General features: G+C 71.1%; 28 protein-coding genes and 1 tRNA gene. 10 read left to right on the forward strand and 19 right to left on the reverse strand.

Annotation, left to right across the window (positions count from 1 at the left end; genetic code table 11):
• Positions 1-18 precede the first annotated feature (18 nt).
• The 5 genes from LZ604_RS30225 to LZ604_RS30245 form a co-directional block, all read right to left on the reverse strand.
• Entirely contained in the window at positions 19-1,086 is a 1,068-nt protein-coding gene (locus LZ604_RS30225) for an IS110 family RNA-guided transposase (protein ID WP_234519018.1), read from the reverse strand.
• 233 nt (positions 1,087-1,319) lie between these two features.
• Positions 1,320-1,793 carry a PPOX class F420-dependent oxidoreductase gene (locus LZ604_RS30230; RefSeq protein WP_234519019.1) on the reverse strand — a complete coding sequence of 158 codons (474 nt, stop codon included), beginning with the start codon at positions 1,791-1,793 and terminating at the stop codon, positions 1,320-1,322.
• A 51-nt stretch (positions 1,794-1,844) separates the two neighbouring features.
• Positions 1,845-2,666, reverse strand: a complete 822-nt coding sequence (locus LZ604_RS30235; protein WP_234519020.1) for a YceI family protein — start codon at positions 2,664-2,666, stop codon at positions 1,845-1,847.
• Positions 2,667-2,775: 109 nt separating this feature from the next.
• Positions 2,776-5,229: an MFS transporter gene (locus LZ604_RS30240; protein WP_486388715.1), complete on the reverse strand. Its 2,454-nt coding sequence runs from the start codon at positions 5,227-5,229 to the stop codon at positions 2,776-2,778.
• A gap of 91 nt (positions 5,230-5,320) precedes the next feature.
• Positions 5,321-5,836, reverse strand: coding sequence for a MarR family winged helix-turn-helix transcriptional regulator (locus tag LZ604_RS30245; protein WP_234519022.1), 516 nt, complete (start codon positions 5,834-5,836; stop codon positions 5,321-5,323).
• A 246-nt stretch (positions 5,837-6,082) separates the two neighbouring features.
• Here LZ604_RS30245 and LZ604_RS30250 point away from each other — a divergent pair, with 246 nt between their 5' ends.
• Positions 6,083-6,277 (forward strand): hypothetical protein, encoded by a 195-nt coding sequence (locus LZ604_RS30250; RefSeq protein ID WP_234519023.1) that lies wholly within the window; start codon positions 6,083-6,085, stop codon positions 6,275-6,277.
• A 113-nt stretch (positions 6,278-6,390) separates the two neighbouring features.
• Here LZ604_RS30250 and LZ604_RS30255 read toward each other — a convergent pair whose 3' ends face one another.
• The 8 genes from LZ604_RS30255 to LZ604_RS30290 all read right to left on the reverse strand — a co-directional run bounded on the left by LZ604_RS30255 (position 6,391) and on the right by LZ604_RS30290 (position 11,146).
• Complete coding sequence (locus tag LZ604_RS30255; RefSeq protein ID WP_234519025.1) at positions 6,391-7,302, reverse strand: RNA polymerase sigma factor SigF; 912 nt, start codon at positions 7,300-7,302, stop codon at positions 6,391-6,393.
• Positions 7,303-7,548: 246 nt separating this feature from the next.
• Positions 7,549-8,667, reverse strand: coding sequence for a SigB/SigF/SigG family RNA polymerase sigma factor (locus tag LZ604_RS30260; protein ID WP_234519027.1), 1,119 nt, complete (start codon positions 8,665-8,667; stop codon positions 7,549-7,551).
• 146 nt (positions 8,668-8,813) lie between these two features.
• Positions 8,814-9,107 (reverse strand): Dabb family protein, encoded by a 294-nt coding sequence (locus LZ604_RS30265; protein ID WP_234519029.1) that lies wholly within the window; start codon positions 9,105-9,107, stop codon positions 8,814-8,816.
• A 46-nt stretch (positions 9,108-9,153) separates the two neighbouring features.
• Positions 9,154-9,330, reverse strand: a complete 177-nt coding sequence (locus LZ604_RS30270; RefSeq protein ID WP_234519031.1) for a hypothetical protein — start codon at positions 9,328-9,330, stop codon at positions 9,154-9,156.
• A 165-nt stretch (positions 9,331-9,495) separates the two neighbouring features.
• Positions 9,496-9,580: transfer RNA gene (locus tag LZ604_RS30275), tRNA-Ser, on the reverse strand.
• A gap of 70 nt (positions 9,581-9,650) precedes the next feature.
• Entirely contained in the window at positions 9,651-10,079 is a 429-nt protein-coding gene (tadA, locus tag LZ604_RS30280; RefSeq protein WP_234519132.1) for a tRNA adenosine(34) deaminase TadA, read from the reverse strand.
• Positions 10,080-10,145: 66 nt separating this feature from the next.
• Positions 10,146-10,673 (reverse strand): tRNA adenosine deaminase-associated protein, encoded by a 528-nt coding sequence (locus tag LZ604_RS30285; protein ID WP_234519134.1) that lies wholly within the window; start codon positions 10,671-10,673, stop codon positions 10,146-10,148.
• Between the two features lie 287 nt (positions 10,674-10,960).
• The gene (locus tag LZ604_RS30290) at positions 10,961-11,146 is read right to left on the reverse strand and encodes a hypothetical protein (RefSeq protein ID WP_234519033.1); all 186 of its coding nucleotides are present in this window, start codon (positions 11,144-11,146) and stop codon (positions 10,961-10,963) included.
• 157 nt (positions 11,147-11,303) lie between these two features.
• On the opposite strand from LZ604_RS30290, the gene upp reads away from it, so the two are divergent.
• Entirely contained in the window at positions 11,304-11,939 is a 636-nt protein-coding gene (upp, locus tag LZ604_RS30295; protein WP_234519035.1) for a uracil phosphoribosyltransferase, read from the forward strand.
• Positions 11,940-12,070: 131 nt separating this feature from the next.
• On the opposite strand, the gene LZ604_RS30300 is transcribed toward upp, so the two are convergent.
• From LZ604_RS30300 to LZ604_RS30325, 6 genes are all read right to left on the reverse strand, one after another.
• Positions 12,071-12,712, reverse strand: a complete 642-nt coding sequence (locus LZ604_RS30300; protein WP_234519037.1) for a LytR C-terminal domain-containing protein — start codon at positions 12,710-12,712, stop codon at positions 12,071-12,073.
• A gap of 136 nt (positions 12,713-12,848) precedes the next feature.
• Positions 12,849-13,145, reverse strand: coding sequence for a type II toxin-antitoxin system VapB family antitoxin (locus LZ604_RS30305; protein WP_003986294.1), 297 nt, complete (start codon positions 13,143-13,145; stop codon positions 12,849-12,851).
• A 278-nt stretch (positions 13,146-13,423) separates the two neighbouring features.
• Entirely contained in the window at positions 13,424-13,570 is a 147-nt protein-coding gene (locus tag LZ604_RS30310) for a hypothetical protein (RefSeq protein ID WP_234519040.1), read from the reverse strand.
• 70 nt (positions 13,571-13,640) lie between these two features.
• Complete coding sequence (locus tag LZ604_RS30315; protein WP_234519042.1) at positions 13,641-13,982, reverse strand: hypothetical protein; 342 nt, start codon at positions 13,980-13,982, stop codon at positions 13,641-13,643.
• Positions 13,983-14,076: 94 nt separating this feature from the next.
• A complete protein-coding gene (locus tag LZ604_RS30320; RefSeq protein ID WP_234519044.1) occupies positions 14,077-14,751 on the reverse strand; it encodes an HdeD family acid-resistance protein in 675 nt (224 codons plus the stop codon).
• 208 nt (positions 14,752-14,959) lie between these two features.
• Positions 14,960-15,562 carry an HhH-GPD-type base excision DNA repair protein gene (locus LZ604_RS30325; protein ID WP_234519046.1) on the reverse strand — a complete coding sequence of 201 codons (603 nt, stop codon included), beginning with the start codon at positions 15,560-15,562 and terminating at the stop codon, positions 14,960-14,962.
• A gap of 96 nt (positions 15,563-15,658) precedes the next feature.
• Here LZ604_RS30325 and LZ604_RS30330 point away from each other — a divergent pair, with 96 nt between their 5' ends.
• From LZ604_RS30330 to LZ604_RS30365, 8 genes are all read left to right on the forward strand, one after another.
• On the forward strand, positions 15,659-17,845 hold the full coding sequence (locus LZ604_RS30330; protein WP_234519047.1) for a penicillin acylase family protein: 2,187 nt from the start codon (positions 15,659-15,661) through the stop codon (positions 17,843-17,845).
• Positions 17,835-18,467, forward strand: coding sequence for a GNAT family N-acetyltransferase (locus LZ604_RS30335; protein WP_234519048.1), 633 nt, complete (start codon positions 17,835-17,837; stop codon positions 18,465-18,467). The genes LZ604_RS30330 and LZ604_RS30335 overlap by 11 nt, the downstream gene beginning before the upstream one ends.
• A gap of 10 nt (positions 18,468-18,477) precedes the next feature.
• Complete coding sequence (locus LZ604_RS30340; protein WP_234519049.1) at positions 18,478-18,957, forward strand: cupin domain-containing protein; 480 nt, start codon at positions 18,478-18,480, stop codon at positions 18,955-18,957.
• Positions 18,945-19,757 (forward strand): SDR family NAD(P)-dependent oxidoreductase, encoded by an 813-nt coding sequence (locus LZ604_RS30345; protein WP_234519050.1) that lies wholly within the window; start codon positions 18,945-18,947, stop codon positions 19,755-19,757. Before LZ604_RS30340 ends, LZ604_RS30345 begins: the two co-directional genes overlap by 13 nt.
• A gap of 125 nt (positions 19,758-19,882) precedes the next feature.
• The gene (locus tag LZ604_RS30350; protein ID WP_372482234.1) at positions 19,883-21,721 is read left to right on the forward strand and encodes a copper resistance CopC/CopD family protein; all 1,839 of its coding nucleotides are present in this window, start codon (positions 19,883-19,885) and stop codon (positions 21,719-21,721) included.
• A gap of 335 nt (positions 21,722-22,056) precedes the next feature.
• Positions 22,057-23,370, forward strand: a complete 1,314-nt coding sequence (locus LZ604_RS30355; protein ID WP_234519051.1) for an ABC transporter substrate-binding protein — start codon at positions 22,057-22,059, stop codon at positions 23,368-23,370.
• Entirely contained in the window at positions 23,367-24,350 is a 984-nt protein-coding gene (locus LZ604_RS30360; RefSeq protein WP_234519052.1) for a carbohydrate ABC transporter permease, read from the forward strand. The genes LZ604_RS30355 and LZ604_RS30360 overlap by 4 nt, the downstream gene beginning before the upstream one ends.
• Positions 24,347-25,231 (forward strand): carbohydrate ABC transporter permease, encoded by an 885-nt coding sequence (locus tag LZ604_RS30365; RefSeq protein ID WP_234519053.1) that lies wholly within the window; start codon positions 24,347-24,349, stop codon positions 25,229-25,231. Before LZ604_RS30360 ends, LZ604_RS30365 begins: the two co-directional genes overlap by 4 nt.
• Positions 25,232-25,328 lie beyond the last annotated feature (97 nt).

A 25,328-nucleotide genomic window follows, 5' to 3' on the forward strand; every position in this document is an offset into this window, starting at 1 on the left:
GGAAGCTCCTATAGATCGTCAAGCGGCTTGTGTGAGCTGTTCAGCGGTGATTTGAGGGCGGGGCAGGTGGCGGTAGACCTCACGGGCGACGAACCGTTTCAGGCAGCGGACGATGTCCTTCTTCGTCATGCCTTCGGCGGTGCGTCTGGCGACGTAGTCGCGGGTCCGCTGGTCGTAGCGCATGCGGACCAGCACGATGGTGTGCAGGGCCCGGTTGGCCTGCCGGTCGCCTCCCCGATTGAGCCTGTGCCGGTTGGTGCGGCCCGATGACGCCGGGATCGGGGCGGCGGCGCACAGGTGCGCGAAGGATGCCTCCGAGCGCAGGCGGTCGGGGTTGTCGCCCGCGGTGGTCAGCAGCTGGCCCGCGGTCTCGGGGCCGACGCCGGGCAGGGCAACCAGCCGTGGTGCGGCCTGGGTGACCAGCGGGCCCAGGTCTGCGTCGGCTTCGGCGATCTCCTCGCAAAGCCGCTGGTAGCGGCGGGCCAGGCGCCGCAGCGTGACCCTGGCCGCGTGCTGCGGATCGGCGAGGTCGCCGATGGGACGGGAACGGGCCAGCGTGTCGATCAGCTCGCTGGTGGCCAGACCTCGCAGCTTCTCGCGGACCGCCGCGGGCGCCGTCACGATGAGATTGCGGATCTGGTTGATGGTCTGGGTGCGGGCCTTGACCGCCGAGCTGCGGGCCACTCGCAGGGTGCGGATGGCCTCCACGATCCCGTTGCGGGTCTTCGGCGTGCCCGAGGCTCGGCCGGACAACACGGCGGTGGCAGCAGCATAGGCGTCAACCGGGTCGGACTTGCCGTTGTCCCGTCGGGCCTTGCGGTCGGGGCGGTCGACCTCGATGACAGCGACGCCGTTGGCGGTCAGGAAGCGGGCGACCTCGGCTCCGTAGGCGCCGGTGCCCTCCAGGCCCACCGCCAGTAGTTCGCCGTGCGAGCGCAGCCAGTCCAGCAAGTGCTGGTAGCCGTCCGGGGTGGTGGAGAACGCCTCGGTGGCCAGGTGCCGGCCGACCGTGTCGATCACCGCGGCCTGGTGGACGTCGGTGTGTGTGTCGATGCCGCCGATGACCGCTATCTCGTTGGCTGCCATGCTGGAGCCTGGTGTCCTTCCGTACGACGCGTGCAGGAGGGCACGCGCCGGTCGGGCAGACGGACAAGACAGTGATGGGACCTTTGGCCGGGCTCCTATGAAGTCACAGATGCCCGACCGGCCACGCGCGCTGTGGCTCCGCCCGGACGGCCGACGAATCCACCCAAGGACAGCCGAAGCGCCAGTCAGTCCTGGAGTCAGACCCCCGGCCGGAGCCACAGCAATCATCACTGTCAGTCCTGTGAGGGCGCGAGGCGGGCGGGGAAGCCGCCGGTCGCCACCGGGCCCCACCTCACCGGGGTGATCCGGATGATCGACTTGCCCTGCCTGACCATGGCCTCCCGGTACTCGTCCCAGTCCGGGTGCTCCCCCGCGACGGTGCGGTAGTACTCGACGAGCGGCTCGACGGAGTCCGGCGCGTCGATGACCTCGGCGGTGCCGTCGATCTGGACCCACGGGCCGTTCCAGTCGTCGCTGAGCACGATCACACCGACCCGCTCGTCCCTCTTGGCGTTGCGCGTCTTGGCCCGCTCCGGGTAGGTGGAGACCACGATCCGTCCCGAGCCGTCGACCCCGCAGGTCAGCGGGGAACCCTGGGGGCCTCCGTCGGCCCGCCGCGTCAGCAGGATCGCGCGGTGCCGGGGGCGGACGAAGTCCAGCAGCTCCTCCAGCGATACGGCCGTGTTCGTCGCGATGTTGGGTGCCATGGGACGGCAGCCTAGGCGTTCACGCGGCCCGGGAGGCCGACCCCGCCGTGTCTACGCCTGCGGGAGTGACCCGCCCTGCACCGCCTGGATGTCCAGCTCCACCCGCAGCGTCGTGCCGATCGCGGCGATGCCGGCCTGGAGGACCTGGTTGTAGTTCATCGCGAAGTCCTCGCGGCGCAGTTCGGCCGTGGCGCGGAAGGCCGCGCGGGTGCCGCCCCATGGGTCGGCTCCGGTGCCGAGGTAGGCGAGGTTCAGGTCTACCGGGCGGACGACGCCGCGCATGTGCAGCTCTCCGTGGACCGTCCAGCGGTCGGAGCCGGCGGCGGTCAGGCCGGTGGAACGGTAGGTGATCAGCGGGTACGTCCCGACGTCCAGGAAGTCGGCCGAGCGCAGGTGGTCGTCGCGCATGCCGTTGCCCGTGTCGATGGACGCGGCGCTGATGACCGCCTCGACGCGGGACTTCCGCAGCTCGTCCGGGGCGATCTCGATGCGCCCGGAGAACTCGGTGAACCGGCCGTGCACGCTGGAGATGCCCAGGTGCTGGGCGACCGCACCCACCGAGGAGTGCGCCGGGTCGATGGTCCACGGTCCGGGCGGCGGCAGCTCGGCGCCGCCCTGCCGGGCCAGCGTCACGGCCCCGATCTCGGCCCGGCCGCTCGCGGTGACGATCGCGCTGGAGGCGGCGGGCGCGTACCCGACCGCGGTCACGATCACCGTGTACGCGCCGGGTGCCAGTTCGGTCGTGTCCCGGACGGCCCCCTCCGTGTCGGCTTCGGCGCGCAGCACCTGCGTGCCGGTCATGTCGGTCACGGTGACGACCGCGTGCGACACGGCCCAGCCGTCCCGCGTACGGATCCGTGCGGTCAGTGCCATCGTGTGGTCTCCCTCTAAATCCTTGAAAATCCCCGTAGAAGGCTCAAAAAATCCGGCCCGTGGGGGCGCACCTCCGCTCAGGGCGCGCCCCCACGGGCCGGGGTCCGGCCTACTCGCCCGGGTGGGCGAGTTCGATGTCGTGGTCGTCGACGCCGCGGCCGCTCACCGTCACGGCCGTGGCCACCGGCGGGTAGCCCGTCGCGATGACGGTGTACTCGCCGCCGTTCAGGTCGGTGAAGGCGTACGCCCCGTCCGCGCCGGTCGTGGCCGTGCCGACCACGTTCCCGGCCGCGTCCACCAGGGTCACTCGGGCGTCCGCGAGCGGGCCGTGCGGGGCCCGTACGACGCCCTGGACCTGGGCCCCGGAGTCGAGGTCGACCTCGATCCGGGTGACCCCGGTGCCGCCCACCTCGACGGGCAGGGCCCGCGGCCGGAAGCCGGCGGCGTTCACCGCGACGGTGACGGAACCCGGCACCAGCTCGGCGAAGGAGAAGTCGCCCTGCTCGCCGGTGGTGGCGGTGGCCAGCAGATCACCGCGGACGTCCGTGACGATCACCATCGCGTCCTTGACCGGCAGTGCGGTCTCGGCGGCCCGGACGACACCGCTCAGGCCGCTGGTGCCGCTGAGCAGGATGTCGTACGCCACCGGCTCCTCGTTCACCACGATCGTGGACGCCTGCGGCTGGTGGCCGTCGGCGGAGGCGATCAGGACGTACGAGCCCGTGCCCGGCGCGTCCACGCCGTAGGAGCCGTCCGCCGCGGCGACCGACCGGCCCAGCTGGCGTCCCCCGAGGGAGATCAGCGTGACGGCTGCGTGCGGGACCGGGGCGCTCTCGGCGCCGCGGACGAAGCCGCGCACCGGGATGCCGCCGGACGCCGGGGACTCGCCGGGTGCGGCGAGGGTGGCGATGGTCGCGAGCTTCTGTGCGGCCGTGCCATCGGGAGCGGCCTCGGTGCTCGCCACGGCCCAGCTGGGAACCTTCTCCTCGGCCGGGGCGGGCGCCGCGGCGGCGGTCGCGGTGGCCGCCTCCTTGGCCACGGCCGCCGCGGCCTGCGCCAGGCCACCGCGGGTCTTCAGCGGGACCTCCTTGATGAACAGCGTGATCACGAAGGCGAGGAACGCCAGGCACGCGGCCACCAGGAAGACGTCGCCGATGGCGTGGCCGTACGAGCTCTCCATGAGGGTCCGCAGCGGGCGGGGCATCTTCGCCAGGTCCGGGATCGCGCCGTCGGAACCCGAGTGGGCCGCGAGCCTGCGGTACTTCGGGCTGAGGTCGGCGAGGCCGTCCATGAAGTAGTGGGTGATCCGGTGGGTCATGAAGGCGCCGAGCGCGGAGACGCCGATCGCACCGCCGAGGGACCGGAAGAAGGTCACCGTGGAGCTGGCCGAACCGAGGTCGGTCGGCGCCACCTGGTTCTGCGTGGACAGCACCAGGTTCTGCATCATCATGCCGATGCCGAGACCCATCAGCGCCATGAAGACGGCGGCCTTCCAGTAGGCCGTGTCGTAGCGCAGGGTGCCGAGCAGGCCCAGACCGGCCGTGACGAGCACGCCGCCGCTGACCAGCCATGCCTTCCACTTGCCGGTCTTGGTGATGACCTGGCCGGAGACCGTGGAGGAGACGAACAGGCCGCCGATCATCGGGATGGTCAGCACACCGGACATCGTCGGGGACTTGTCGCGGGCCAGCTGGAAGTACTGGGCGAAGAACACCGTGCCGGTGAACATCGCGACACCCACGAAGAGCGAGGCGAGGGACGACAGGGTGATGGTGCGGTTGCGGAACAGGCGCAGCGGGATGATCGGCTCGGCGGCCTTGGTCTCGACGAGCACGAAGACCAAGCCGAGGACGACGGCGCCCGCGACCATGGTGTACGTCTGCCACGACAGCCAGTCGTACTTGTCTCCGGCGAAGGTGACCCAGATCAGCAGCAGGGAGACGGCGGCGGAGATGAAGAGCGCGCCTGCCCAGTCGACCTTGACGTCCCGCTTCACCACGGGCAGGTGCAGGGTCTTCTGGAGCACGATCAGTGCGAGCACCGCGAAGGGCACGCCGACGTAGAAGCACCAGCGCCAGCCGAGCCAGGAGGTGTCGGTGATGACGCCGCCGATCAGCGGGCCGCCGACGGTGGCCACGGCGAAGGTGGCGCCGAGGTATCCCGAGTAACGGCCGCGCTCGCGCGGGGAGATCATCGCCGCCATGACGATCTGCGCCAGGGCGGACAGACCGCCGACGCCGATGCCCTGGACTACACGGCAGGCGATGAGCATGCCGGGGTTCTGTGCCAGACCCGCGGCCATCGAGCCCAGGACATAGATGACCAGGGCTATCTGGACGAGTGCCTTCTTGCTGTACAGGTCCGCGAGCTTGCCCCACAGCGGGGTGGTCGCGGTCATGGACAGCAGCGACGCGGTCACGACCCAGGTGTAGGCGGACTGGCCGCCGCCGAGGTCGCCGATGATGTGCGGCAGAGCGTTGGAGACGATCGTGGACGACAGGATCGCCACGAACATGCCGAGCAGGAGCCCGGACAGGGCCTCCATGATCTGCCGGTGCGTCATCGGAGCGCCGTCCGGGGAGCCTCCCCCGTGCTTGGCGTGAGCCCGCACACCGGCTGGTGTGGTCGTTGCCATGGGCTTCCTTTTCTTACGTCTATGCGGGTGTACGGGTGGTCCGGTCGGCAACGGGTTGCGCCGAGGGTTCCGACGTGGGGGCGGAGTGCGCGAGCCGAGGTGCGGAGCGGCAGTCGCCGAAGCTCTCCCGCAGCCGTGCCATCAGCTGGATGAGCCGGCCGATGTCGTCGTCCGGCCAGTCGCCGAGTCGCTCGGCCAGCAGTTCGGTGATGCGCCGGGACAGTTCGTCGAGCTGGGCCCTGCCGGCGTCGGTCAGGCGCAGGATGCGGGAGCGTTTGTCCACCGGGTCGGGGGAGCGCTCGATCCAGCCGCGCTCCGCGACGTGCGCGACATGGCGGCTGGTGACCGACATGTCGACGGCCAGCAGTTCCGCGAGCTTGCTCATGCGCATGTCGCCATGACGTCCGACCAGGGTCAGTACGGCGGCGGAGCCGCCCGGGCACTCGGGCGGCAGGATCCGCGCCAGGTCCCTCTTCACGGCACCGATGGCGCTGAGCTGACGCGCCAGCTCTTCGTACTGCGCTCGCCCGGCCATCACACCTCCCGATAATTCGTTGCCTGGAGCAACCGTAAGGATATTGGTTGCTGCAGGCAAATGAATCATGGGCCCGATGCGCAAAAAGTTGGCAAAGGCAAGTATTGGCGAATGTAAATCACGAGGTGAGAGCCGGGGAGGCGGACCCGCCCACCGGGCGCGGATCAGGCCGTTCCGCCCGAACCGGGCATGAGGACGGAGCCCCCCACTTGGGCGGCCACCGCGGATTCGCTAGGGTCTCGGGCCATGGCTAACACCCAGGGCCCCCAGGGCAACCACGATCCCGCCGGCAACACGCAGATGTTCCGCGCGTTCGTCGACGAGGCGCCGCAGGGCAGGCAGTCGGCCCCCGCTTCGGCAGGGCCGCGCATCGGCCTGATCGTCGGTGTCATCGCCGCCGTGGTGATCGTCGCCGCGGTCGCCTGGCTCGCGCTGAAGTAACCGGCCGGGAGCCGGACTCCGGACGGAGACGGCCCCCGGGCGCTCTCTCGAACAGGCCGAAGCGGCCGGCGAGCCGGGCTGACGTGCCGTCAACCAGGCCGCGGCCGACGGGACTAGTCCGAGATCAGGCCCTCCCGCAGCTGCGCCAGCGTGCGGGTGAGCAGCCGGGAGACATGCATCTGGGAGATGCCGACCTCCTCGCCGATCTGTGACTGCGTCATGTTCGCGAAGAAGCGCAGCATGATGATCTGCCGCTCACGGGGCGGCAGTTTGGCCAGCAGCGGCTTGAGGGACTCGCGGTACTCCACGCCCTCCAGCGCCGAGTCCTCGTAGCCGAGGCGGTCCGCGAGCGAGCCCTCGCCGCCGTCGTCCTCGGGCGCGGGCGAGTCCAGTGAAGAGGCCGTGTACGCGTTGCCGACGGCGAGGCCGTCGACGACGTCCTCCTCCGACACCCCGAGCACGGAGGCCAGTTCGGTGACCGTCGGCGAGCGGTCCAGCTTCTGCGACAGCTCGTCGCTGGCCTTGGTGAGAGCCAGGCGCAGCTCCTGGAGCCGGCGCGGCACCCGCACCGACCACGACGTGTCCCGGAAGAACCGCTTGATCTCACCGACCACCGTCGGCATCGCGAACGTCGGGAACTCCACGCCCCGTTCGCAGTCGAACCGGTCGATCGCCTTGATCAGACCGATCGTGCCGACCTGGACGATGTCCTCCATCGGCTCGTTGCGGCTGCGGAAGCGGGCTGCCGCGTAGCGCACGAGCGGGAGGTTCAGCTCGATGAGCGTGTCCCGGACGTAGGCGCGCTCCGGGCTGTGCTCGTCGAGGGTGGCGAGCCGCAGGAAGAGGGAGCGGGACAGGGTGCGGGTGTCGATGGCCTCCGAGGACGGAAGGTCCGGAGCCTCGGGAGCCGGAAGGATCTCGGCACCCGGGAGGTCCTGAGGGGCCTGAAGGTCCTGGAGCACGTCGGGCGCGGGGTCGCTCTGCATGAGCGTGAGCACCTTCGAGCTGCCCTGATCTGCGGACATGCCACCCCCTTTGGGTCGCGGGACGGTCGCGGCGGACGCTCCCGTCGTGAGGAACGCAGCCTCCGACTGAATACCGGCCACGAGGCTGCGGCAAACGCGCTCCCGGAAGAATGTCACATGTCGGCAACACGCTGTAGCGACATGTCGACATGTACGGGCTGAATGCGCCCTGGTTGGAAGGGTTCTGAGTGGCTTTCAGCGCAGAACTGTCGGGAAGATCCCTTGGGAATGATTCGCTCGCGCGAGTTAGGCATCGATCTTGTTTGCGGATCTCAGTCGCGCGAAGCTCCTGGCGAGGAGCCTTGACACATGCATCTGGGAGACCCCCAGTTCGGCGCTGATCTGCGACTGGGTGAGATTGCTGTAGTAGCGCAGCAGCAGGATCCGCTGTTCGCGCTCCGGCAGCTGGACGAGCAGATGCCGTACGAGGTCCCGGTGCTCGACCCCGTCGAGGGCCGGATCCTCGTAGCCGAGCCGGTCCAGGAGCCCCGGCAGCCCGTCGCCCTCCTGGGCGGCCTCCAGCGAGGTGGCGTGGTACGAGCGGCCCGCCTCGATACAGGCCACCACCTCCTCCTCGCTGATGCGCAGCCGCTCGGCGATCTCGGCGGTGGTCGGGGAGCGCCCGTGCGTCGTCGTCAGGTCCTCGGTGGCGCTGTTCACCTGCACCCACAGCTCGTGCAGCCGGCGCGGGACGTGGACCGTGCGGACGTTGTCGCGGAAGTAGCGCTTGATCTCGCCGACGACGGTCGGCATCGCGAAGGTCGGGAACTGAACGCCCCGGTCGGGGTCGAAGCGGTCGATGGCGTTGATCAGACCGATGGTGCCGACCTGGACGACGTCCTCCATGGGCTCGTTGCGGGAGCGGAAACGGGCGGCGGCGTAGCGCACCAGCGGGAGGTTCGCCTCGATCAGCGCCCCGCGCACGCGGTGGTGCTCCGGCGTGCCCGGCTCGAGGTCCTTCAGCTCCGCGAAGAGCACCTGGGTGAGGGCCCGGGTGTCGGCGCCGCGGCGCTTCGGGGCCGTGGTCGCCGAGGCGGGATCCAGAGGCGGGGAGGAGGTGCCGTCGGGGGGCTGGGGGTCGCTGGAGGGTGAGGGGGCGGTGTCGGGCGGCCGGGGGGCCGAAGGGGCGGTGGAGGCGTTGGGGGCGGAGGAGGCCGGTGTGGGGGTGCTGTCGGGTTCCCGGGGCTCCGGGGAGGTGGTGGCGGACTCCTGGGGTCGTGCGGGAGCCGTGGTGGCTGTCCGGTGCCGGCCGGGACTCGGGCGCGGAGCCTCCTCGTCCTGGGGTGGCGCAGTACTGGCCGACACGGTCAACGCCACCTCTTCGTCCACTAACGCCTCTGTCAACTCGCCGTCAAAAGCGGTCATAGCATCACAAGAAATGGACACACTGTGCAAGCACCGCATAACACCGTGTTGAGGGAGAGTTGGGGCACAAGACACAGGAGAGCCCCCCACCGTTCCGGTGGAGAGCTCCGTGAGGGGTGTCGCGCGGAATCCGTGCCCGCTGTCGCTCAGATTTCGTAGTCGGCGATCACCCAAGTGGCGAACTCGCGCCACAGCGCGACACCCGCCTGGTGCGCCGGGTGCTCGAGGTAGCGCCGCAGCGCGTCCGTGTCATCGACCGCCGAGTTGATCGCGAAGTCGTAGGCGATGGGCCGATCGGTGATGTTCCAGGCGCACTCCCAGAAGCGCAGCTCGTCGATCTGGTCGCCGAGGGCCTCGAAGGCGCGCACCCCGTCCACCACGCGCGGGTCGTCGCGCCGGACACCCTCGTTGAGCTTGAAGAGGACCAGGTGGCGGATCACGGGCGCTCCCAGGGGTGTGACGGTGGCCGCCCGGCCCGGGGGAACGTCACTTGGCTCCGTCGGCGATCCATGTCATGAAGTGGCCGATGGCCTTGGCGGCACTGGAGATGCCCTCGAACCCTATCTGGACGTAGCCCGCGGCCTTGGCGGGGTCGGTGATGATCACGTAGAGCACGAAGACCACGAGCGCGTACAGCGCGACCTTCTTTCCCTGCACCGCCACCGCGGCCTCCCCCGTCTGCTGCGCCTCGCAGGCCCGTTCGCCGGCGGTGAGTGTATCTCGGCCGGGTGTTCGCATCCCGCAAAAGATCACGAATGCACCAGGTCCTCACCCGACCCTTTCCCGGACGCACGAAGGGCCCCGTCTGTCGACGGGACCCTTCTCGAGCGGTAGCGGAGGGATTTGAACCCTCGGTGACTTGCGCCACACTCGCTTTCGAGGCGAGCTCCTTCGGCCGCTCGGACACGCTACCGAGGGAGACCCTACCCCAAGGTGGGCCGTGGTCCGAAATCCATATTCGGCGTTCGCCCGGGCCGGGGTCCTCAGCGGGCCCGGAAGAAATCCGTGAGGAGCCGGGCGCACCGGTCGGAGAGCACGCCGCCGACGACCTCGGGGCGATGGTTGAGGCGCCGGTCGCGCACCAGGTCCCACAGCGACCCGGCCGCGCCGGCCTTGTCGTCGCGCGCGCCGTAGACCAGCCGGTCCACCCGGGACTGCTGCACCGCGCCCGCGCACATCGTGCAGGGCTCCAGCGTGACGACGAGCGTGCAGCCGGACAGCCGCCACTCGCCGAGCGCGCTCGCGGCCCGGCGGAGCGCGAGGATCTCCGCGTGGGCCGTCGGATCGCCCGTCGCCTCGCGTTCGTTGTGACCGGTGGCCAGCACCGAGCCGTCCGCCGACAGCACAACGGCGCCGACGGGCACGTCACCGCCCTCGACGGCCTTGCCGGCCTCGTCCAGGGCGAGACGCATCGCGGCCCGCCACCGGTCGCGCACCGGATCGGGGGCCGGCGTCCCGTCCTCGGTCACCCGGAGCTCCTAGCGGACGGTCTCCAGGACCTCCGAGGCGCCCAGGGCCTCGGCGATCGAGCTGAGCGCGTCGTCGGCGTCCAGGGCGCGCAGCTCCTTCTCGCCGACGCCGAGGTCGTCGAGGATCTCGCTGTCGCCCACGGGTCCGTGCGGCACGGCGGTGTCCGAACCCGTCGCGTCATCGTCGTCCTCGGGCTCACCGTCCTCCGTGCCGTCGAGGTCGAGGGAGTCCAGGTCGGCGCCGTCGTCGCCGGGCTCCCTTCCGAGCAGTTCGTCGGTGAGCAGGATCTCGCCGTACGAGCTGCGGGCGGCGGCCGAGGCGTCCGAAACGTAGATACGAGGGTCCTCCTCGCCGTCCACGCGGACGACGCCGAACCACGCGTCCTCCTGCTCGATGAGTACGAGCACCGTGTCCTCGTCGACCGAGGCGTCGCGGGCCAGGTCGGTCAGATCCGACAGGGTCTCCACATCGTCGAGCTCTGTGTCGCTCGCTTCCCACCCGTCTTCGGTGCGCGCGAGCAGTGCGGCGAAGTACACCGTGACTCTCCCACTGGTCATAGGCGTGCCGGTTGGGGGTCCCCCCGGCGGAGGTTCTGGGCGGGGAGCGTTTTCTCCGAGCCCCACCCACTCGGAATCGTGGCAGAAACAAGGCGTTCAGGGGACGTCTTCGGCTCCCTGTGTCTGGCCGTTTCGATCGAGGATGCTCCGATCGAACACCCCGGTCGAAGCGGTCCACTCACCAGCGCACTCATTGCCGCCACCAGCGGATCGTACGCGGCCGGGGCCGTTGTGGCCGCACGGCCACCCCCGAGGCGGCCGCGTCGCTACCAGCGGAAGGTGCGCATGCGCATGACGTGACGCAGGCGCGCGGCCTTGGCACGGCGGGGCTGGACGCGGTCACGCAGCTCCCGGGCCTCCGCGAGTTCGCGCAGGAACCGGGACCGGCGCCGCCTGCGCTCGGCGTCCGTGTCCTGCGTTTCGGGCTCCTCCTGGGATTCCCCGTCGGGCATAGGCACACCACCCCCGTTCCGTCCCTCCCACTTTCCCCCTGATGGGGGGTTCGATGCCAGGGTGCGAGCGGTCCGCCGACGAGCCGCCGGCCGGGTGGCGGCGGTGCGGCGGTACGGCCGGGCGGCGGTCGCGGAAAGCCCGGTTACTGTTAGGGACATGCGTCTCCACGTCGTCGACCACCCCCTGGTCGCCCACAAGCTCACCACGTTGCGCGACCGCCGCACCGACTCCGCGACCTTCCGTCGGCTCGCCGACGAGCTCGTCACCCTGCTCGCCTACGAGGCCACGCGGGATGTGCGCACCGAGCAGATCGACGTCGAGACCCCGGTCGCCGCCACCACCGGCGTCAAGCTCTCCCGTCCCCGCCCGCTGGTCGTGCCGATCCTGCGGGCCGGCCTCGGCATGCTCGACGGCATGGTCCGGCTGCTGCCGACCGCCGAGGTGGGCTTCCTGGGCATGATCCGCAACGAGGAGACGCTCCAGGCCTCCACGTATGCGACGCGCATGCCGGAGGACCTGTCGGGGCGCCAGGTGTACGTCCTGGACCCGATGCTCGCGACCGGCGGCACGCTCGTCGCGGCGATCCAGGAGCTGATCAGGCGCGGGGCGCGCGATGTGACGGCCGTGGTGCTGCTCGCCGCCCCGGAGGGCGTCGAGGTGATGGAGCGCGAACTGGCGGGCACACCGGTCACGGTGGTCACGGCCGCCGTCGACGACCATCTCAACGAGCACGGCTACATCGTGCCGGGCCTCGGAGACGCGGGCGACCGGCTGTACGGGGCAGCGGAGTAGACGGCGCACGCCGGGCGGGGGTCGCCGATGGCGGCCGCGCCCGGTGACTTCCGTTCGCGTGGTGACGGGCATATCCGGTGCGGTGTACGTCCCGCCGCGGTGCTCGGTCCCCGGCCGCCGCGGCCGGCCGCTCAGCAGCTCTTCTTGGCGTTCTTGCCCGGGGACGGCGACGGGGCGGTCAGTGACGCCAGGGCCTTGTCCGCGTCCGGCTTGGCCGTCAGGGACTTGAAGCCGTCGCCCAGAATGAGGTCGACGGCCGTACCCGTGCGGGCGTCGGTACGGCGCTCGGCGTCCGCGAGCTGTGTGCCGAGCACCGGCAGCGCGGTGTCCAGGGCGGCCTTGGGGCCGAGCAGCACCCCGGTGCCCTTGACCTTCTTGTCGTAGTCCTGGCTTGCGTTGCCCACCGTGCCGATGCGGAAGCCGCGCTTCTTCAGCTCGTCCGCGGTCTCCTTCGCGAGGCCGGTGCGCGCCGTGGCGTTGAAAACGTTGACGGTGATCTGGCCCGGCTCGGGCAGGGCGCTGGCGGCCGTCGTGGGTGACGCGCTCTGCTTGATGGCGCAGCCCGTCTTCGAGCCGGCCGCCAACGTCCTGCCGCCGCCGGTGAAGACATCGATGAGCTGCAACGTCCCCCAGCCGATCAGGCCGACGGCGGCGACCGACGCGACGACGGCGAACACGAGCCTGCCGCGGCGTCGGGGCCGGCGCATCCTCGGATACTTGTCCCCCGTGATTCGGTACTGGCCGCCCATGCCTGGGGGAGTCAGCATGCTCATGGGCGCAGCGTAGTGCTCCCGGGCGGCAATGCCTACTAGATGATCATTGGACATCCCGGTCCAACCCGAACGGGTCACGGGAGGGGCGCGCCGCGTGAGCCGGAGCCCTCCGCACCAGGCGGGCGGGCTGCGGACATCAGCCGAGTTCGAGCACTCTCGCGTGCAGCACCTGCCGCTGTTGCAGCGCCGCGCGCACCGCGCGGTGGAGGCCGTCCTCCAGGTAGAGGTCGCCCTGCCACTTCACGACGTGCGCGAAGAGGTCGCCGTAGAAGGTCGAGTCCTCGGCGAGGAGAGTCTCCAGATCGAGCTGCTGCTTGGTCGTCACGAGCTGATCGAGGCGGACCGGGCGCGGCGCGACGTCCGCCCACTGCCGGGTGCTTTCCCGGCCGTGGTCGGGGTACGGCCGGCCGTTTCCGATGCGCTTGAAGATCACACGGAAAGCCTACCGGGCCAGACGTTCCGGGCGCAGCCATGGCGACGGAGTGCGACGCGGGAAATGACGCAGTAAACAGGTGCAAAACGGAAGCAGGGCTCGCGAGGAGCGACCGCCGGCCGGTGCACGGGACCATCGCGTCCGAGCCCCAGTGGAGTGCTCCAGGGCCTCTTCGGAGGCCCTGGAACAGCCTTCGGTCACGCATCGCGGGGTCGGCCCCGGAGCACCGCGCGGTGGCGCGGAGAGGGGCGGCCGCCCGGTGGGGCGGCCGCCGTGCGCTACTCGGGGTCACCCTCCCGGGTGCGGGCGGGCGGGGGTTCCTCCCCGGGTTCGGCTTCGGGTTCGGATTTCGGTCGCTGTTTCGTGCTGCGGAGGGCCTCGGCCCGCAGCAGGGCGATGAGGGCCGCGTACGGATCTCTGGGCATGACGTCGTCCTCGCGTTGCTGAGGTTGCCGGCCTTGGCGGCGGCGGGTGATGGTCCGGAGGCGGGACCGGTCAGCAGCGCAGGACGACGGTGCGCAGGGCGGACAGGGCGGGGAACAGGGGTGCGCTTGCGGGCGACGGGGCCGGGCCCGGCGGTTGGGACGGTCCGCCGGTCCCCCGTGGCACCGGCCGCAGCGGCGCCGGGGCACGGGGGCCCTGGGCGCTGGCCGGCCGCAGCGTCGCGACGAGCTCCTCGTGATCCGCGTCGCAGACCTGAACCGCGGACACCTCGTCGTTTTCGGCCGTCACGGCCTCGGCGTGCGCACCGACCGCGAGCAGCGCGAGGAGCACCAGGAGCACCCGCAGCCAGACACACCGACGAGCGGTGCGAGGGGGGTGCGGGGTGGTGCTCACAGGGGTCATCTGCCCGTCGACACGGCGCCGTTCATCGCATCGGCCGCGAGAATCGCCCGCTCGAGTGATGTGCGCGGTGTGCGGTTGACGTGGGTCACACGGTGCGCGGGATCCGCTCGGCGCGGCCGCGGATCCGGAACGCCGTGATCAGCTCGACGACACCGACCACGACCAGCCACCAGCCGGCGACCAGCACCAGAACGGCGATCGACTTGAACGGCGAGACGATCAGCACGATCCCGGCGACGAAGGTGACGATGCCGAGGAAGATCTGCCAGCCGCGCGCGGGCACCGAGGGGTCGTGTGCGGCCGCCACGGTCTGGGCGATTCCGCGGAACAGCCAGCCGATCCCGATCCACAGCGCGAGCAGCAGGATCGACTCCAGGGGGCCCCGGAAGCAGAACAGTCCCAGCACGATCGACAGGGCGCCGCTGAGGAACCCGAGGACCCGCAGCGAGGTGGCCCGGTGGGTGCCGAAGGCGGACGCCACCTGGAGCATGCCGCTGGCGATGAGGTAGATCCCGAACAGGACCCCCGCGGCGAGCAGGGACGGGCCCGGCCAGACCAGCACCAGGATCCCGAGGATCAGGGACGCGACCCCGGTGACCAGGACGGCCTGCCAAGCGGTGCGGGAGAGCAGGTGCAGAAGGCCCTCGACGGGTGGCTCCAGGCCGTCGGAGGGCCTCGGCGCGTGCGGATCGCGCGAGGCGTGGACGTGGCGGTCGTCGTACTCGGATCCCCACGGGGAACCGCTCGGTGCGTCGGTCATGGTCCATGCTTGGACCGGTCACGGACGACCCGCCACCGGGGCGGTCCGATCGACTGACCGGCGCGCACGGACCGGCGACTGCGTACCGGCCGTGAGTACGGGGGTTGCGGTGGGCGGCGACTGCGTGCGTTGCGGCCGGGCGACCGTGTGCGCGACGGCCGGCGGTTGCGTGCCGGGTGCCGGCGGTCGCGTGCGCGCCGGCCGGCGGTTACGTGCCCGCGGTCTTGGCCGCCTTGGCCGCCTTCGCCGCCGCCTTCATCTCCTGCTTGTGCGCGCGGACCTTCGCCAGCGAGTCGGGGCCGGTGATGTCGGCGACGGAACGGTGGGAGTCCGCCTCGCCGTACGGCCCCGCGGCCTCGCGCCAGCCCGGGGGCAGCACGCCCAGCTGCTTGCCGAGCAGTGCGAGGAAGATCTGCGCCTTCTGCTTGCCGAATCCGGGCAGCTCCTGGAGCCGCCTCAGCAGCTCCCGCCCGCTGTCGGCGTCCTTCCAGAGGGTCTCGGCGTCCCCGTCGTAGTGCTCGACGAGGTAGCGGCACAGCTGCTGGATGCGCCCCGCCATCGAGCCCGGGTAGCGGTGCACCGCGGGCTTCTCGGACAGCAGCGCGGCGAAGGCCTCCGGGTCGTACGCCGCGATCTCGTGCGCGTCGAGGTCGTCCGCACCGAGCCGCTGTGCGATGGTCCACGGCCCTTTGAACGCCCACTCCATCGGGATCTGCTGGTCCAGCAGCATCCCGGTCAGTGCGGCGAGCGGACTGCGCCCGAGGAGCGCGTCGGCCTCGGGGTCCTGGGCGAGGTGAAGCGTTGCATCCATGTCCCGATGATCGCCCCGCCGTACGGTGTCCGCACCCTTCGCGTACGATCCCCTGGATAATTAGGCAAGGCTTACCTAAATTCGAGGGGGACGCGGGTGACCGTCGAGACCTACCGCGACGCCTGGGGCATCCCGCACCTGCGCGCCGGCGATGCGCACGCGCTCGCCCGAGCCCAGGGCCGGGTCACCGCGCTGGACCGCGCCTGGCAGCTGGAGGTCGAGCGGCACCGCGCCCAAGGCACCTCGGCGTCCTTCCTCGGCCGTACCGCACTGGCCTGGGACCTCCTGGCGCGACGGGCCCGCCTCGACGACACGGCCAGACGCTGCTTCGCCACCCTGGAGAGACGGGACCCGGAGAGCGCCGACTGGGTGCGCGCCTACACCGACGGCGTGAACGAGGGGCTGGGCGAAGGCGCCCGCCGCACACCCGAGTTCGCGATCACGGGACTCGTCCCCGGCCCCTGGGAGCCCTGGCATCCGCTCGGCATCTGGCTCGCCACCCACCTCCTCTTCGCCGGGTTCCCCGCCAAGCTGTGGCGGGAGGAGGCCGTACGGCACCTCGGCGAGGAGGCCGTCGCCCTCTTCGCCACCGACGGCCCCGGCACCTCCGGCAGCAACGGATGGCTGACCGGCGGCGAGCGGACCACGACCGGACGGGCCGTCATCGCGGGCGACCCCCACCGCTTCATCGAGGCCCCGGGCGTCTACCAGCAGATCCGTCTGGCCTGCCCGGAGTTCGACGTCGTCGGCCTCGCCGTCCCCGGTGTCCCCGGCATCGCCCACTTCGGCCACACGGGCCCGGTCGCCTGGGCGATCACCAATGCGATGGCCGACTACCAGGACCTCTACCGGGAGCGGCTGCGCCGCACGGCGGACGGAGGCGTGGAGGCCCTGGACCCGGACGGACGGTGGCGCGCCGCGGCCCGTCACGTGGAGCGGGTCGAGGTGGCCGGGGCCGATCCGGTCGAGGTGGAGGTGATCGAGACGCCGAGGGGCCCGGTGATCAGCGGCGGCCCGCAGGACACCGGCACCGACACCCGCACCGACGCCCCCACGGGTCGGAACCCGGACACGACCACCCGCACAGGACAGGACACCCCGCTCGCCGTCGCCCTCCGCCACCCGGCCCGCGTCACCGGGGAGCTGGGCTTCGATGCCCTGCTGCCCCTGCTGCGGGCGCGGAGCGTCGCCGATGTGGACCGGGCGCTCGACCGGTGGGCCGAACCCGTCAACGTCGTCCTGGCGGCGGATGCCGACGGTGGTGTGCTGCATCGCGTCGCCGGTGCCGTGCCCCTGCGGGCCGAGGTCAACCGCATACGGCTCGTCCCCGCCTGGGAGCCCGGCCACGAGTGGCGGGGATGGCACCCGATGCCGCGCGGAACCGTCGACGACGGCATCGCCGTGATGGCGAACCAGCGCGGACCGGGCTCCGCGCTCGGCGTCGAGTTCGCTCCCGCGCACCGGGCGGACCGCATCCGTGCACTGCTGACCCGTAAGGCCGTCTGGTCCGCCGGGGACATGCCGGCCATCCATATGGACACCCATCTCGCCTCCGCCGCGCCCCTGCTGGACCGCCTCGCCGCTCTCGACGGCCTCACCCCCGCGGCGAGCGAGCTGCGCGGCCGTCTGCTGCGCTGGGACCGGCACATGGACGGCGGCAGCACGGACGCGGCGGTGTACGCGGCGGTGCGCGGCGCGGTCGTACGACGGCTGGCGGCGCACCCCGCCTTCGCCGCACTGGCCGCCCCGGCCGCCCACCCGGAGGTCTTCCACCCCTGGCTCGCGCTGCTGCCCCGGATCGCCCACGCCCTCGAACATCTGCTGAGGGCCGAGCGGCTGTACGGCGTCGACCGTGCCGCGCTGGTGCGGGAGGCCGTCGAGGAGGTCGCCGCGAACCCGCCGCGGGGCACCTGGGGGGACACCCACCGGCTGGCCCCGTGGCGGGCGCCGGCGGGGACACCGTACGACGAACCCGGGGACGGGGAACCGGGGGACGGGGAACCGCCGTACCGGGAACCGGGCCTGTCCGGCGACCACGACTGTGTCCTGTGCACCTCCACCGTCCCCGGGCTGACCGATCTGAGCGCGCGCGGCCCGGCGGCCCGTTACGTCTGGGATCTGGCCCGCCGCGACGACAGCCTCTGGGTGGTCCCCTTCGGCGCCTCGGGCGTGCCGGGCTCGCCCCACCACCGCGACCAACTCCCCTTGTGGCTCAAGGGGGACCTCGTCCCGGTCGTCACCGACTGGAAGCTGCTGACGAAGGAGAGCACCGATGGCCGCTGAGCCCCGTCTCCCCGCCCGCGAGGCCGTCCACGAACAGCTCGTCGACGGCTTCGGCATCGTGCGGATCCTGCGCCTGGACGCCTGGGCCGACCTGGACGTGGTCCATGCCTGGGTGAGCGGGGAACGCGCCTCGTTCTGGGGCATGAACGGGCTGCCGAGGCAGCGGGTGGGCGAGATCTACGCCCATCTGGACACGCTCGGCACCCACCATGCCTTCCTCGTTCTCAAGGACGGGGAACCGGCCGCGCTCCTTCAGACCTACGAGCCGTCGGCCGACCGGGTCGCCGAGTGCTACACCGTCGAGCCCGGCGACATCGGAGTCCACCTCCTCCTCGCGCCGGCCGGACCCCGCGGTCCCCGGCCGGGCTGGACGTCGGGGCTGCTGACCGCCGTCATCGCGTACGTCCTCACCGGCCTCGGCCGGCGGCGGATCGTCGTCGACCCCGACGAGCGCAACACGAAGGCCGTCGCCCGCTTCCTGCGCCAGGGCTTCGTCCCCGGCCCCGCCGTCGTACTGCCCGAGGTCGACCTCCCGGACGTGTACCTGCCGGAGAAACGCGCCCGGCTGGCATTCCTCGACCGCGAGGCGGCCCTCGGCGACGAGGCCCCCGGCAGGGCCTAGTCTGCGTGCCGTGACCCCTGACGACCTCATCGCGCACTACGGCCTGGAACCGATCCCGCGTGAGGGCGGGCGTTTCCGGCGGACCTGGGCGGGACCGGAGCGGCCCGACGGACGACCGGAAGGCACCGCGATCGTCGCCCTGCTGACCGCCGCACCGGACGACTACTCGGCGCTGCACCGCCTCCCGGCCGACGAGGTCTGGCACTTCTACCTCGGCGACCCGCTGGAACTGCTGCTCCTCGCCCCGGACGGCGGCGCCCGCACGGCCGTCCTCGGCCCGGACGTCCTCGGCGGCCAGCACGTCCAGCTCACCGTGCCCGCCGGCACCTGGATGGGCGGGCGGGTCGCCGAGGGCGGGGCGTGGACGCTCTTCGGGTGCACGATGGCCCCTGGGTTCACCGAGGAGGGCTACGAGCACGGCGACGCGGCCGCGCTGAGTGCCCGTCACCCCGCCGAGGCGGACCGGATCGCGGGGCTGTGCCGGCCGTGAGCGGGCTGCTGGCGGGGCAGGTGGCCCTGGTGACCGGGGCAGGCGGCGGCATCGGACGCGGTATCGCGCTGCGGTTCGCCGAGGAGGGCGCGGCGGTCGCACTCCACTGCCGCACCTCGGTGGAGGCGGCGCGGGAGGTGGCCGCGCGGATCCGCGGCATGGGTGGCCGGGCGGTCGTGCTGCGGGCCGATCTGACCGACGAGGACGCGGCCCGGCGCCTGGTGCGGGAGGCGGCCGAGTGGGGCGAGGGCCGGCTCACCGCGCTGGTCAACAACGCGGGTGTGCAGCCGACACGGGAACTGGCCGGGATGACGGCAGCCGAGTGGCGGGCCGTGGTCGACGCGAACCTCTCGAGTGTGTTCGTGTGCACCCAGGCGGCGGCGGAGGTCATGCGGGAGACCGGTGGCGGCAGCGTCACCCACATCGCCTCGATCGAGGCGACCCACCCGGCGCCCCAGCACGCCCACTACTGCGCCTCCAAGGCCGCCGTCGTCATGCACGCCCGGTCGGCGGCCCTGGAGTACGGACCGCACGGCATCCGTGTCAACACCGTCTCGCCCGGGCTGATCGACTTCCCGCGAGCTCTCGGCTCGGCTGGAGCAGGGGGGACCCCCATCGGCCTGGCCGAGGCCTGGCCGGAGGGCGTGCGGCGGTGGCAACGGGCCGTACCGGCGGGCCGGTTGGGGCGCCCGGAGGACGTCGGTGACGCCTGCGTGTTCCTGGCCTGCCCGCTCGCGTCCTGGATCACCGGCCACGATCTGGTGGTGGACGGCGGGGTGTCGGCCCGGCCCACGTGGTGACACGGCCGGCCGTCATGATGGCCTGATCCGCGTACGCATGCGTCGTGTCGCCCCGCTGCTGAGCACGGGGCGGGCCGTGTGCGTACGTAACGGGACCCGGGAACGGCGGATACGGGAGACATGACGTGGGCGCAGGACACGTGAGCGGGAGGACTGCTGGGGCGGTCGGGCGCCCGAGGCGGCTTCGGCACCTGGCCTTCCTGCTGGCCGTCGTCCCCCTGATGCTCCTCGCGGGAACCGTCTCCGCGTCCGCGCACGCCGCGCTGAAGGGCACCGATCCGGCGGACGGCAGCGTGCTGAAGACGGCACCGAAGGCGGTCACCCTCACCTTCACCGAGTCGGTCGGCCTGCTGGACAACTCCATTCGCGTCCTCGACCCGGGCAACCGCCGGGTGCACACGGGCAGGCAGGAACACGCCGACGGCCGGGCCGACACCGCACGGGTCACGCTCCCGCACCTCGCCGACGGCACCTACATCGTGGCCTGGCGGGTGGTGTCGGCCGACAGTCACCCGGCGTCCGGCGCCCTCACGTTCTCCGTCGGCAAGCCCTCCGTGACGACCGCGGTCGTGCCGGGCGACACGGCTCAGGACGCCGCCTCCACCACGCTCTACGACCTCGCCCGGTACGTCGCCTACGGCGGGCTGGCCCTGCTGCTCGGCATCACCGCGTTCGCGATGGCGACCGGCGTGAGCGGGGCCCGCGGCCTCCTGGTGGGCGGCTGGTGGACGCTGCTGGCCGCCACGTGCGCACTGCTGCTGCTCAGGGGCCCCTACGAGCGGGGCAGCAGCCCGGCGGCGGCCTTCGACCCCTCGGTGCTGCGGGACACGGTGACGAGCCGGCCGGGCCTCGCGCTGCTCGCGCGGCTGGTGCTGCTGGCGCTGGCGGTGGTCGCCGGGCGGGCCGGGACGGCGCCGCGCGGCCGGCTCCGGTTCGCGATCGTGAGCGTGCTGTCGGTCGCCCTGGCCGTCACCTGGGCGGTGTCCGAGCACGCCGCCGCCGGGATCCAGGTGCCGTTGGCCATGACGTCGGCGGTGCTCCATCTGCTGGCGATGGCGGTGTGGCTGGGCGGTCTCGCGGCCCTGCTCACGGCGCTGTACCGGGCGCCCGAGGAGCTTCCGGCCCGCGCGGTGGCCCGGTTCTCGCGGCTGGCCTTCACCGCGGTCGCCGTGCTGGTCGCCACCGGCGTCTACCAGTCCTGGCGCGGCCTCGGCTCCCTCGACGCGCTGACCTCCACGGATTACGGCAGGCTGCTGACCGCGAAGCTGGTCGCGGTGCTGCTCCTGCTGACGGCGGCGGTGTACTCGCGCCGCTGGACGGCGCGGCTCGCGGTGCCCGCGGCCGAGGTGCCGGTGCCCGAGCGGGTGCGGGAGGCGGTGACGGCCGGGACGGGACGGGCACCGGCCGCGGCGCGTCACGAGGACGCGGGGGACGCGGTGGGAGTGGACGCGGATGGGGACCGGCAACCGGACGCCGGGCCGCACCGGCGTGCCCTGCGCCGCTCGGTGCTGGCGGAGATCACGGTCGGGATCGTGGTGCTGGTGCTCACGACGCTGCTGACCGGTACGCAGCCGGGCCGGGCGGCGACGGAGACGGCGGCGTCCACGGCCGCGGCCGAACAGCCCCTCGGCTCCACCACGGTGCTCCCCTTCGACGTGGGCACGCCCGGCGGGCACGGCAAGGTGCAGATCGAACTGACGCCGGGCCGGGTGGGAGAGAACGCCGTCCAGGCGGTGATCTACGGGCCGGACGGCGGCATCGCCACCGTTCCCGAACTGCGCCTGACCTTCACGTTCAAGGAGCGCAGCCTCGGCCCCCTGGACGCGCGCCTGACCGACCGGGGCGGCTACTGGGCAGCGGACGCGCTCAACCTCCCGCTGCGGGGCACCTGGACCATGAAGGTGACCATCCGCACGACCGACATCGACCAGGTGACCGTGTCGAAGCCGGTGACGATCGGCTGATGAGGACGGCAACATACGGAACGTGATGTTCCGTCACCCCTCGGAATGAGTGGAACTGTTTGGTTCCGGGGGCTTCGACCGAGCGCCTGACCATGGATGACGCTCTGTCTCATCCCGATCGCTGCACGCCCGTTCCACGCCTTCTCCAGCTCGATTGCCGACGAAGGTGATCAAGGCTGTATCGATTACGTTTCCAAAACGGCCGTTGACAGCTCTTGACGCATGACCGGACCTGCGAGTGGGATGACGCCCACAATGTTCGGTCGAGTTGGTTTCTGATTGATTCTGACCCGCTCGCGGGGCCAGCCTGACCGACCCTGCCCCCAGGAGCCGTCATGCGCCACACTCCGTCCGGTCCCTCCCTTCCGAGCCCGAACCGCCGCTCCCTGCTGCGCGGCATCGGTGGTGCCGCCGTCCTCGCCGGCGCGGGCATACCCCTGCTGAGCGCCTGCGGCGGCAGCGCGGGATCCGGGGATCCCAAGACCGTCACACTCGGTTCCAACGCCTCGGACGCCGTGCCGAAGAAGGCGTTCGCCGAGATCTACACGGCCTACAAGAAGAAGTCCGGGATCACGGTCGATGTGAACACCAAGGACCACAACACGTTCCAGGAGCAGATCAACTCCTACCTCCAGGGAACGCCCGACGACGTGTTCAACTGGTTCGCCGGCTACCGCATGCAGTTCTTCGCCGCGAAGAAGCTCGCCACCCCGATCGACGACGTGTGGCAGACCATCGGGGGCAACTTCCCCGACGCGATGAAGTCCCTCAGCAAGGGCGAGGACGGCAAGTACTACTTCGTGCCGCTGTACACGTACCCCTGGGCGATCTTCTACCGGAAGAGCGTCTTCCGGCAGCACGGGTACGAAATCCCCACCACCTGGGACAAGTTCGTAGCCCTGTGCAAGCAGATGAAGAAGGACGGACTGATCCCGCTGGCCTTCGGCGACAAGGACGCCTGGCCCGCGCTCGGCACCTTCGACCAGATCAACTTCCGCACCAACGGCTACGACTTCCATGTGCAGCTGATGGCGGGCAAGGCGTCCTGGACCGACGCCAAGGTCCGCAAGGCCTTCGACCACTGGGCCGAGATCCTCCCCTACCACCAGGACGGTGCCATCGGCCGCACCTGGCAGGACGCCGCACAGGCCCTGGTGTCGAAGAAGGCGGGCATGTACCTGCTCGGCTCCTTCGTGGCCCAGCAGTTCACCGACAAGGCCGACCTGGACGACCTCGACTTCTTCGCCTTCCCCGAGATGGACCCGTCCTTCGGGCAGGACACCGTCGAGGCGCCCACCGACGGCTTCATGGTGAGCAAGGCCCCGAAGAACCACGCCGGCGTCGTCAAGCTCCTGGAGTTCCTGGGCACTCCGGAGGCAGAGCAGATCTACCTCACGTCCGACCCGAGCATGGTCGCCGCCTCCAGCAAGGCCGACACCTCCTCGTACACCGCCCTGCAGAAGAAGGCGTACGACATGATCTCCGGCGCCAAGCACCTCACCCAGTACATGGACCGCGACAGCCGGCCCGACTTCACCTCCACGGTGATGCAGCCCGCGATGCAGACGTTCATCCGCGACCCCAAGGGCGTCGACACCCTGCTCTCGTCCATCGAGCGCCAGAAGAAGTCGATCTTCGCGTCCGCATGAGCGCCGAGACCAGCACCCGCAACCCGGAGACGGCCGCCGCGCCGCCTCCGGGCGGCGCGCCCGTGAACGGCAAGCGCGCCCGGCAGCGGCACCGCCGCCTGCTCACCCGCCGCGACCGGCTCACCCTCGGACTGATGGCGGGTATCCCGACGGTCCTGCACATCGCGCTCGTATGGCTCACCGCCCTCGCCTCCATCGCCCTCGCCTTCACCACCTGGGACGGCATCGGCTTCGACTCGATCACCTGGGTCGGGCTGGACAACTTCAGGCAACTGTTCACCGACAACCCGCAGTTCTGGCCCGCCGTCCAGCACAACGTCGTCTGGTTCGTCGTCCTGATCCTGATCCCCACCCCGCTAGGCCTCTTCCTGGCCGTGCAGCTGGACAAGAGGATCCGGTTCAGCAGGGTCTACCAGACCGCCTTCTTCCTGCCCGTCGTGGTGTCCTTCGCGGTGATCGGCTTCGTCTGGCAGCTCGTCTACAACCCCGACACGGGCCTGATCAACAGCCTGATCGGGGCCAACAAGCCCGGCCACTACATCGACTGGATCGGCGACCCGGACCTCAACCTGTGGGCCGTCCTCATCGCCGCCTCCTGGCGGCACACGGGCTACATGATGATCCTGTACCTGGCCGGCCTCAAGGGCGTGGACCCTTCGCTGCGCGAGGCGTCGGCCCTGGACGGTGCCAACGAATGGCAGACGTTCAAGAACGTCATCTTCCCGACGCTGCGTCCCTCCAACACCATCGTCCTGGTGGTCACGATCATCGAGTCGCTGCGCGCCTTCGACCTGGTGTTCGTCTTCAACGGCGGAGCGCACGGCACCGAACTGCTGTCGATCCTGGTGACCGACAACATCATCGGCGAGTCCAGCCGCATCGGGTACGGGTCGGCGATCGCGGTGGTACTGCTGGTGACCTCGCTCGGCGTGATCATCCCCTACCTGGTGAGCACCTTCCGGAAGGAGCGCCGATCGTGAGCACCGTGACCGTGGCGAAGCGGCGGCCGCCCGTCCGTCCCGCCCGGGTGCTGCTGCACGTGTTTCTCGCCGGAACCGCGCTCGCCTGGCTGGCGCCGCTGCTCTGGGCGGTGTACGCGGCCCTGCGGCCGTACCCGGAGACCAACGCCAAGGGCTATGTGTCCTGGCCGGACAAGCTGAGCCTCGACAACTTCACCCACGCGTTCCGGCAGTCGGACATGACGCATTACTTCATGAACACGCTGCTGATCGCGGTTCCGGCGGTGCTGCTGACCCTGTTCCTGTCGTCCTGCGTGGCCTTCTACGTCAGCCGTTTCGACTTCCGCCTCAACCTGGCCCTGCTACTGGTCTTCACGGCGGGCAACCTGCTGCCGCAGCAGGTCGTCATCACCCCGCTGTACCGGCTCTATCTGCTCGTCGACCTTCCCGGCATCACGGTCAGCGGCAAGCTGTACGACTCCGCGCTCGGTCTGGTCCTCATCCATGTGGCGTTCCAGTCCGGCTTCTGCGCCTTCGTGCTCAGCAACTACATGCGGATGCTTCCCCACGAGCTCACCGAGGCGGCACTGGTCGACGGCGCGTCGGTGTGGCGGATGTACTGGCAGATCGTGCTGCCGCTGTGCCGCCCCGCCATGGCGGCCCTCGCCACCCTGCTGTCCATCTGGATCTACAACGACTTCTTCTGGGCCATCGTCCTGATCTCCACCGGAGAGAACATGCCGATCACCTCCGCCCTGAAGAACCTGGCCGGGGAGTACTTCACCGACCCGAACCTGGTCGCCGCGGGCGCCCTGCTCACCGCGATCCCGACGCTGATCGTCTACTTCGCGCTCCAGCGCCAGTTCGTGAGCGGCCTGACCCTGGGCGCCAACAAGGGCTGACCCGGCCCCGGCATCCCGTGCCGGGGCGGGGCAGGCCCTCTTGATGGCCGTTTCCGCGGCTCCTACCCTGCTGCCCTTGCGGCACCGTCGGCGAGGG

It is taken from the genome of Streptomyces glomeratus (assembly GCF_021462825.1).
Classification (GTDB): Bacteria; Actinomycetota; Actinomycetes; order Streptomycetales; family Streptomycetaceae; genus Streptomyces; species Streptomyces glomeratus.

Bases quoted from the DNA above. Each gene is read 5' to 3' on its own strand.
- LZ604_RS30225 (WP_234519018.1), bottom strand. From the start codon at position 1,086: ATGGCAGCCAACGAGATAGCGGTCATCGGCGGCATCGACACACACACC.
- LZ604_RS30230 (WP_234519019.1), bottom strand. From the start codon at position 1,793: ATGGCACCCAACATCGCGACGAACACGGCCGTATCGCTGGAGGAGCTG.
- LZ604_RS30235 (WP_234519020.1), bottom strand. From the start codon at position 2,666: ATGGCACTGACCGCACGGATCCGTACGCGGGACGGCTGGGCCGTGTCG.
- LZ604_RS30240 (WP_486388715.1), bottom strand. From the start codon at position 5,229: ATGACGCACCGGCAGATCATGGAGGCCCTGTCCGGGCTCCTGCTCGGC.
- LZ604_RS30245 (WP_234519022.1), bottom strand. From the start codon at position 5,836: ATGGCCGGGCGAGCGCAGTACGAAGAGCTGGCGCGTCAGCTCAGCGCC.
- LZ604_RS30250 (WP_234519023.1), top strand. From the start codon at position 6,083: ATGGCTAACACCCAGGGCCCCCAGGGCAACCACGATCCCGCCGGCAAC.
- LZ604_RS30255 (WP_234519025.1), bottom strand. From the start codon at position 7,302: ATGTCCGCAGATCAGGGCAGCTCGAAGGTGCTCACGCTCATGCAGAGC.
- LZ604_RS30260 (WP_234519027.1), bottom strand. From the start codon at position 8,667: ATGACCGCTTTTGACGGCGAGTTGACAGAGGCGTTAGTGGACGAAGAG.
- tadA (WP_234519132.1), bottom strand. From the start codon at position 10,079: ATGCGTCTCGCCCTGGACGAGGCCGGCAAGGCCGTCGAGGGCGGTGAC.
- LZ604_RS30290 (WP_234519033.1), bottom strand. From the start codon at position 11,146: ATGCCCGACGGGGAATCCCAGGAGGAGCCCGAAACGCAGGACACGGAC.
- upp (WP_234519035.1), top strand. From the start codon at position 11,304: ATGCGTCTCCACGTCGTCGACCACCCCCTGGTCGCCCACAAGCTCACC.
- LZ604_RS30300 (WP_234519037.1), bottom strand. From the start codon at position 12,712: ATGAGCATGCTGACTCCCCCAGGCATGGGCGGCCAGTACCGAATCACG.
- LZ604_RS30310 (WP_234519040.1), bottom strand. From the start codon at position 13,570: ATGCCCAGAGATCCGTACGCGGCCCTCATCGCCCTGCTGCGGGCCGAG.
- LZ604_RS30320 (WP_234519044.1), bottom strand. From the start codon at position 14,751: ATGACCGACGCACCGAGCGGTTCCCCGTGGGGATCCGAGTACGACGAC.
- LZ604_RS30325 (WP_234519046.1), bottom strand. From the start codon at position 15,562: ATGGATGCAACGCTTCACCTCGCCCAGGACCCCGAGGCCGACGCGCTC.
- LZ604_RS30335 (WP_234519048.1), top strand. From the start codon at position 17,835: ATGGCCGCTGAGCCCCGTCTCCCCGCCCGCGAGGCCGTCCACGAACAG.
- LZ604_RS30355 (WP_234519051.1), top strand. From the start codon at position 22,057: ATGCGCCACACTCCGTCCGGTCCCTCCCTTCCGAGCCCGAACCGCCGC.
- LZ604_RS30360 (WP_234519052.1), top strand. From the start codon at position 23,367: ATGAGCGCCGAGACCAGCACCCGCAACCCGGAGACGGCCGCCGCGCCG.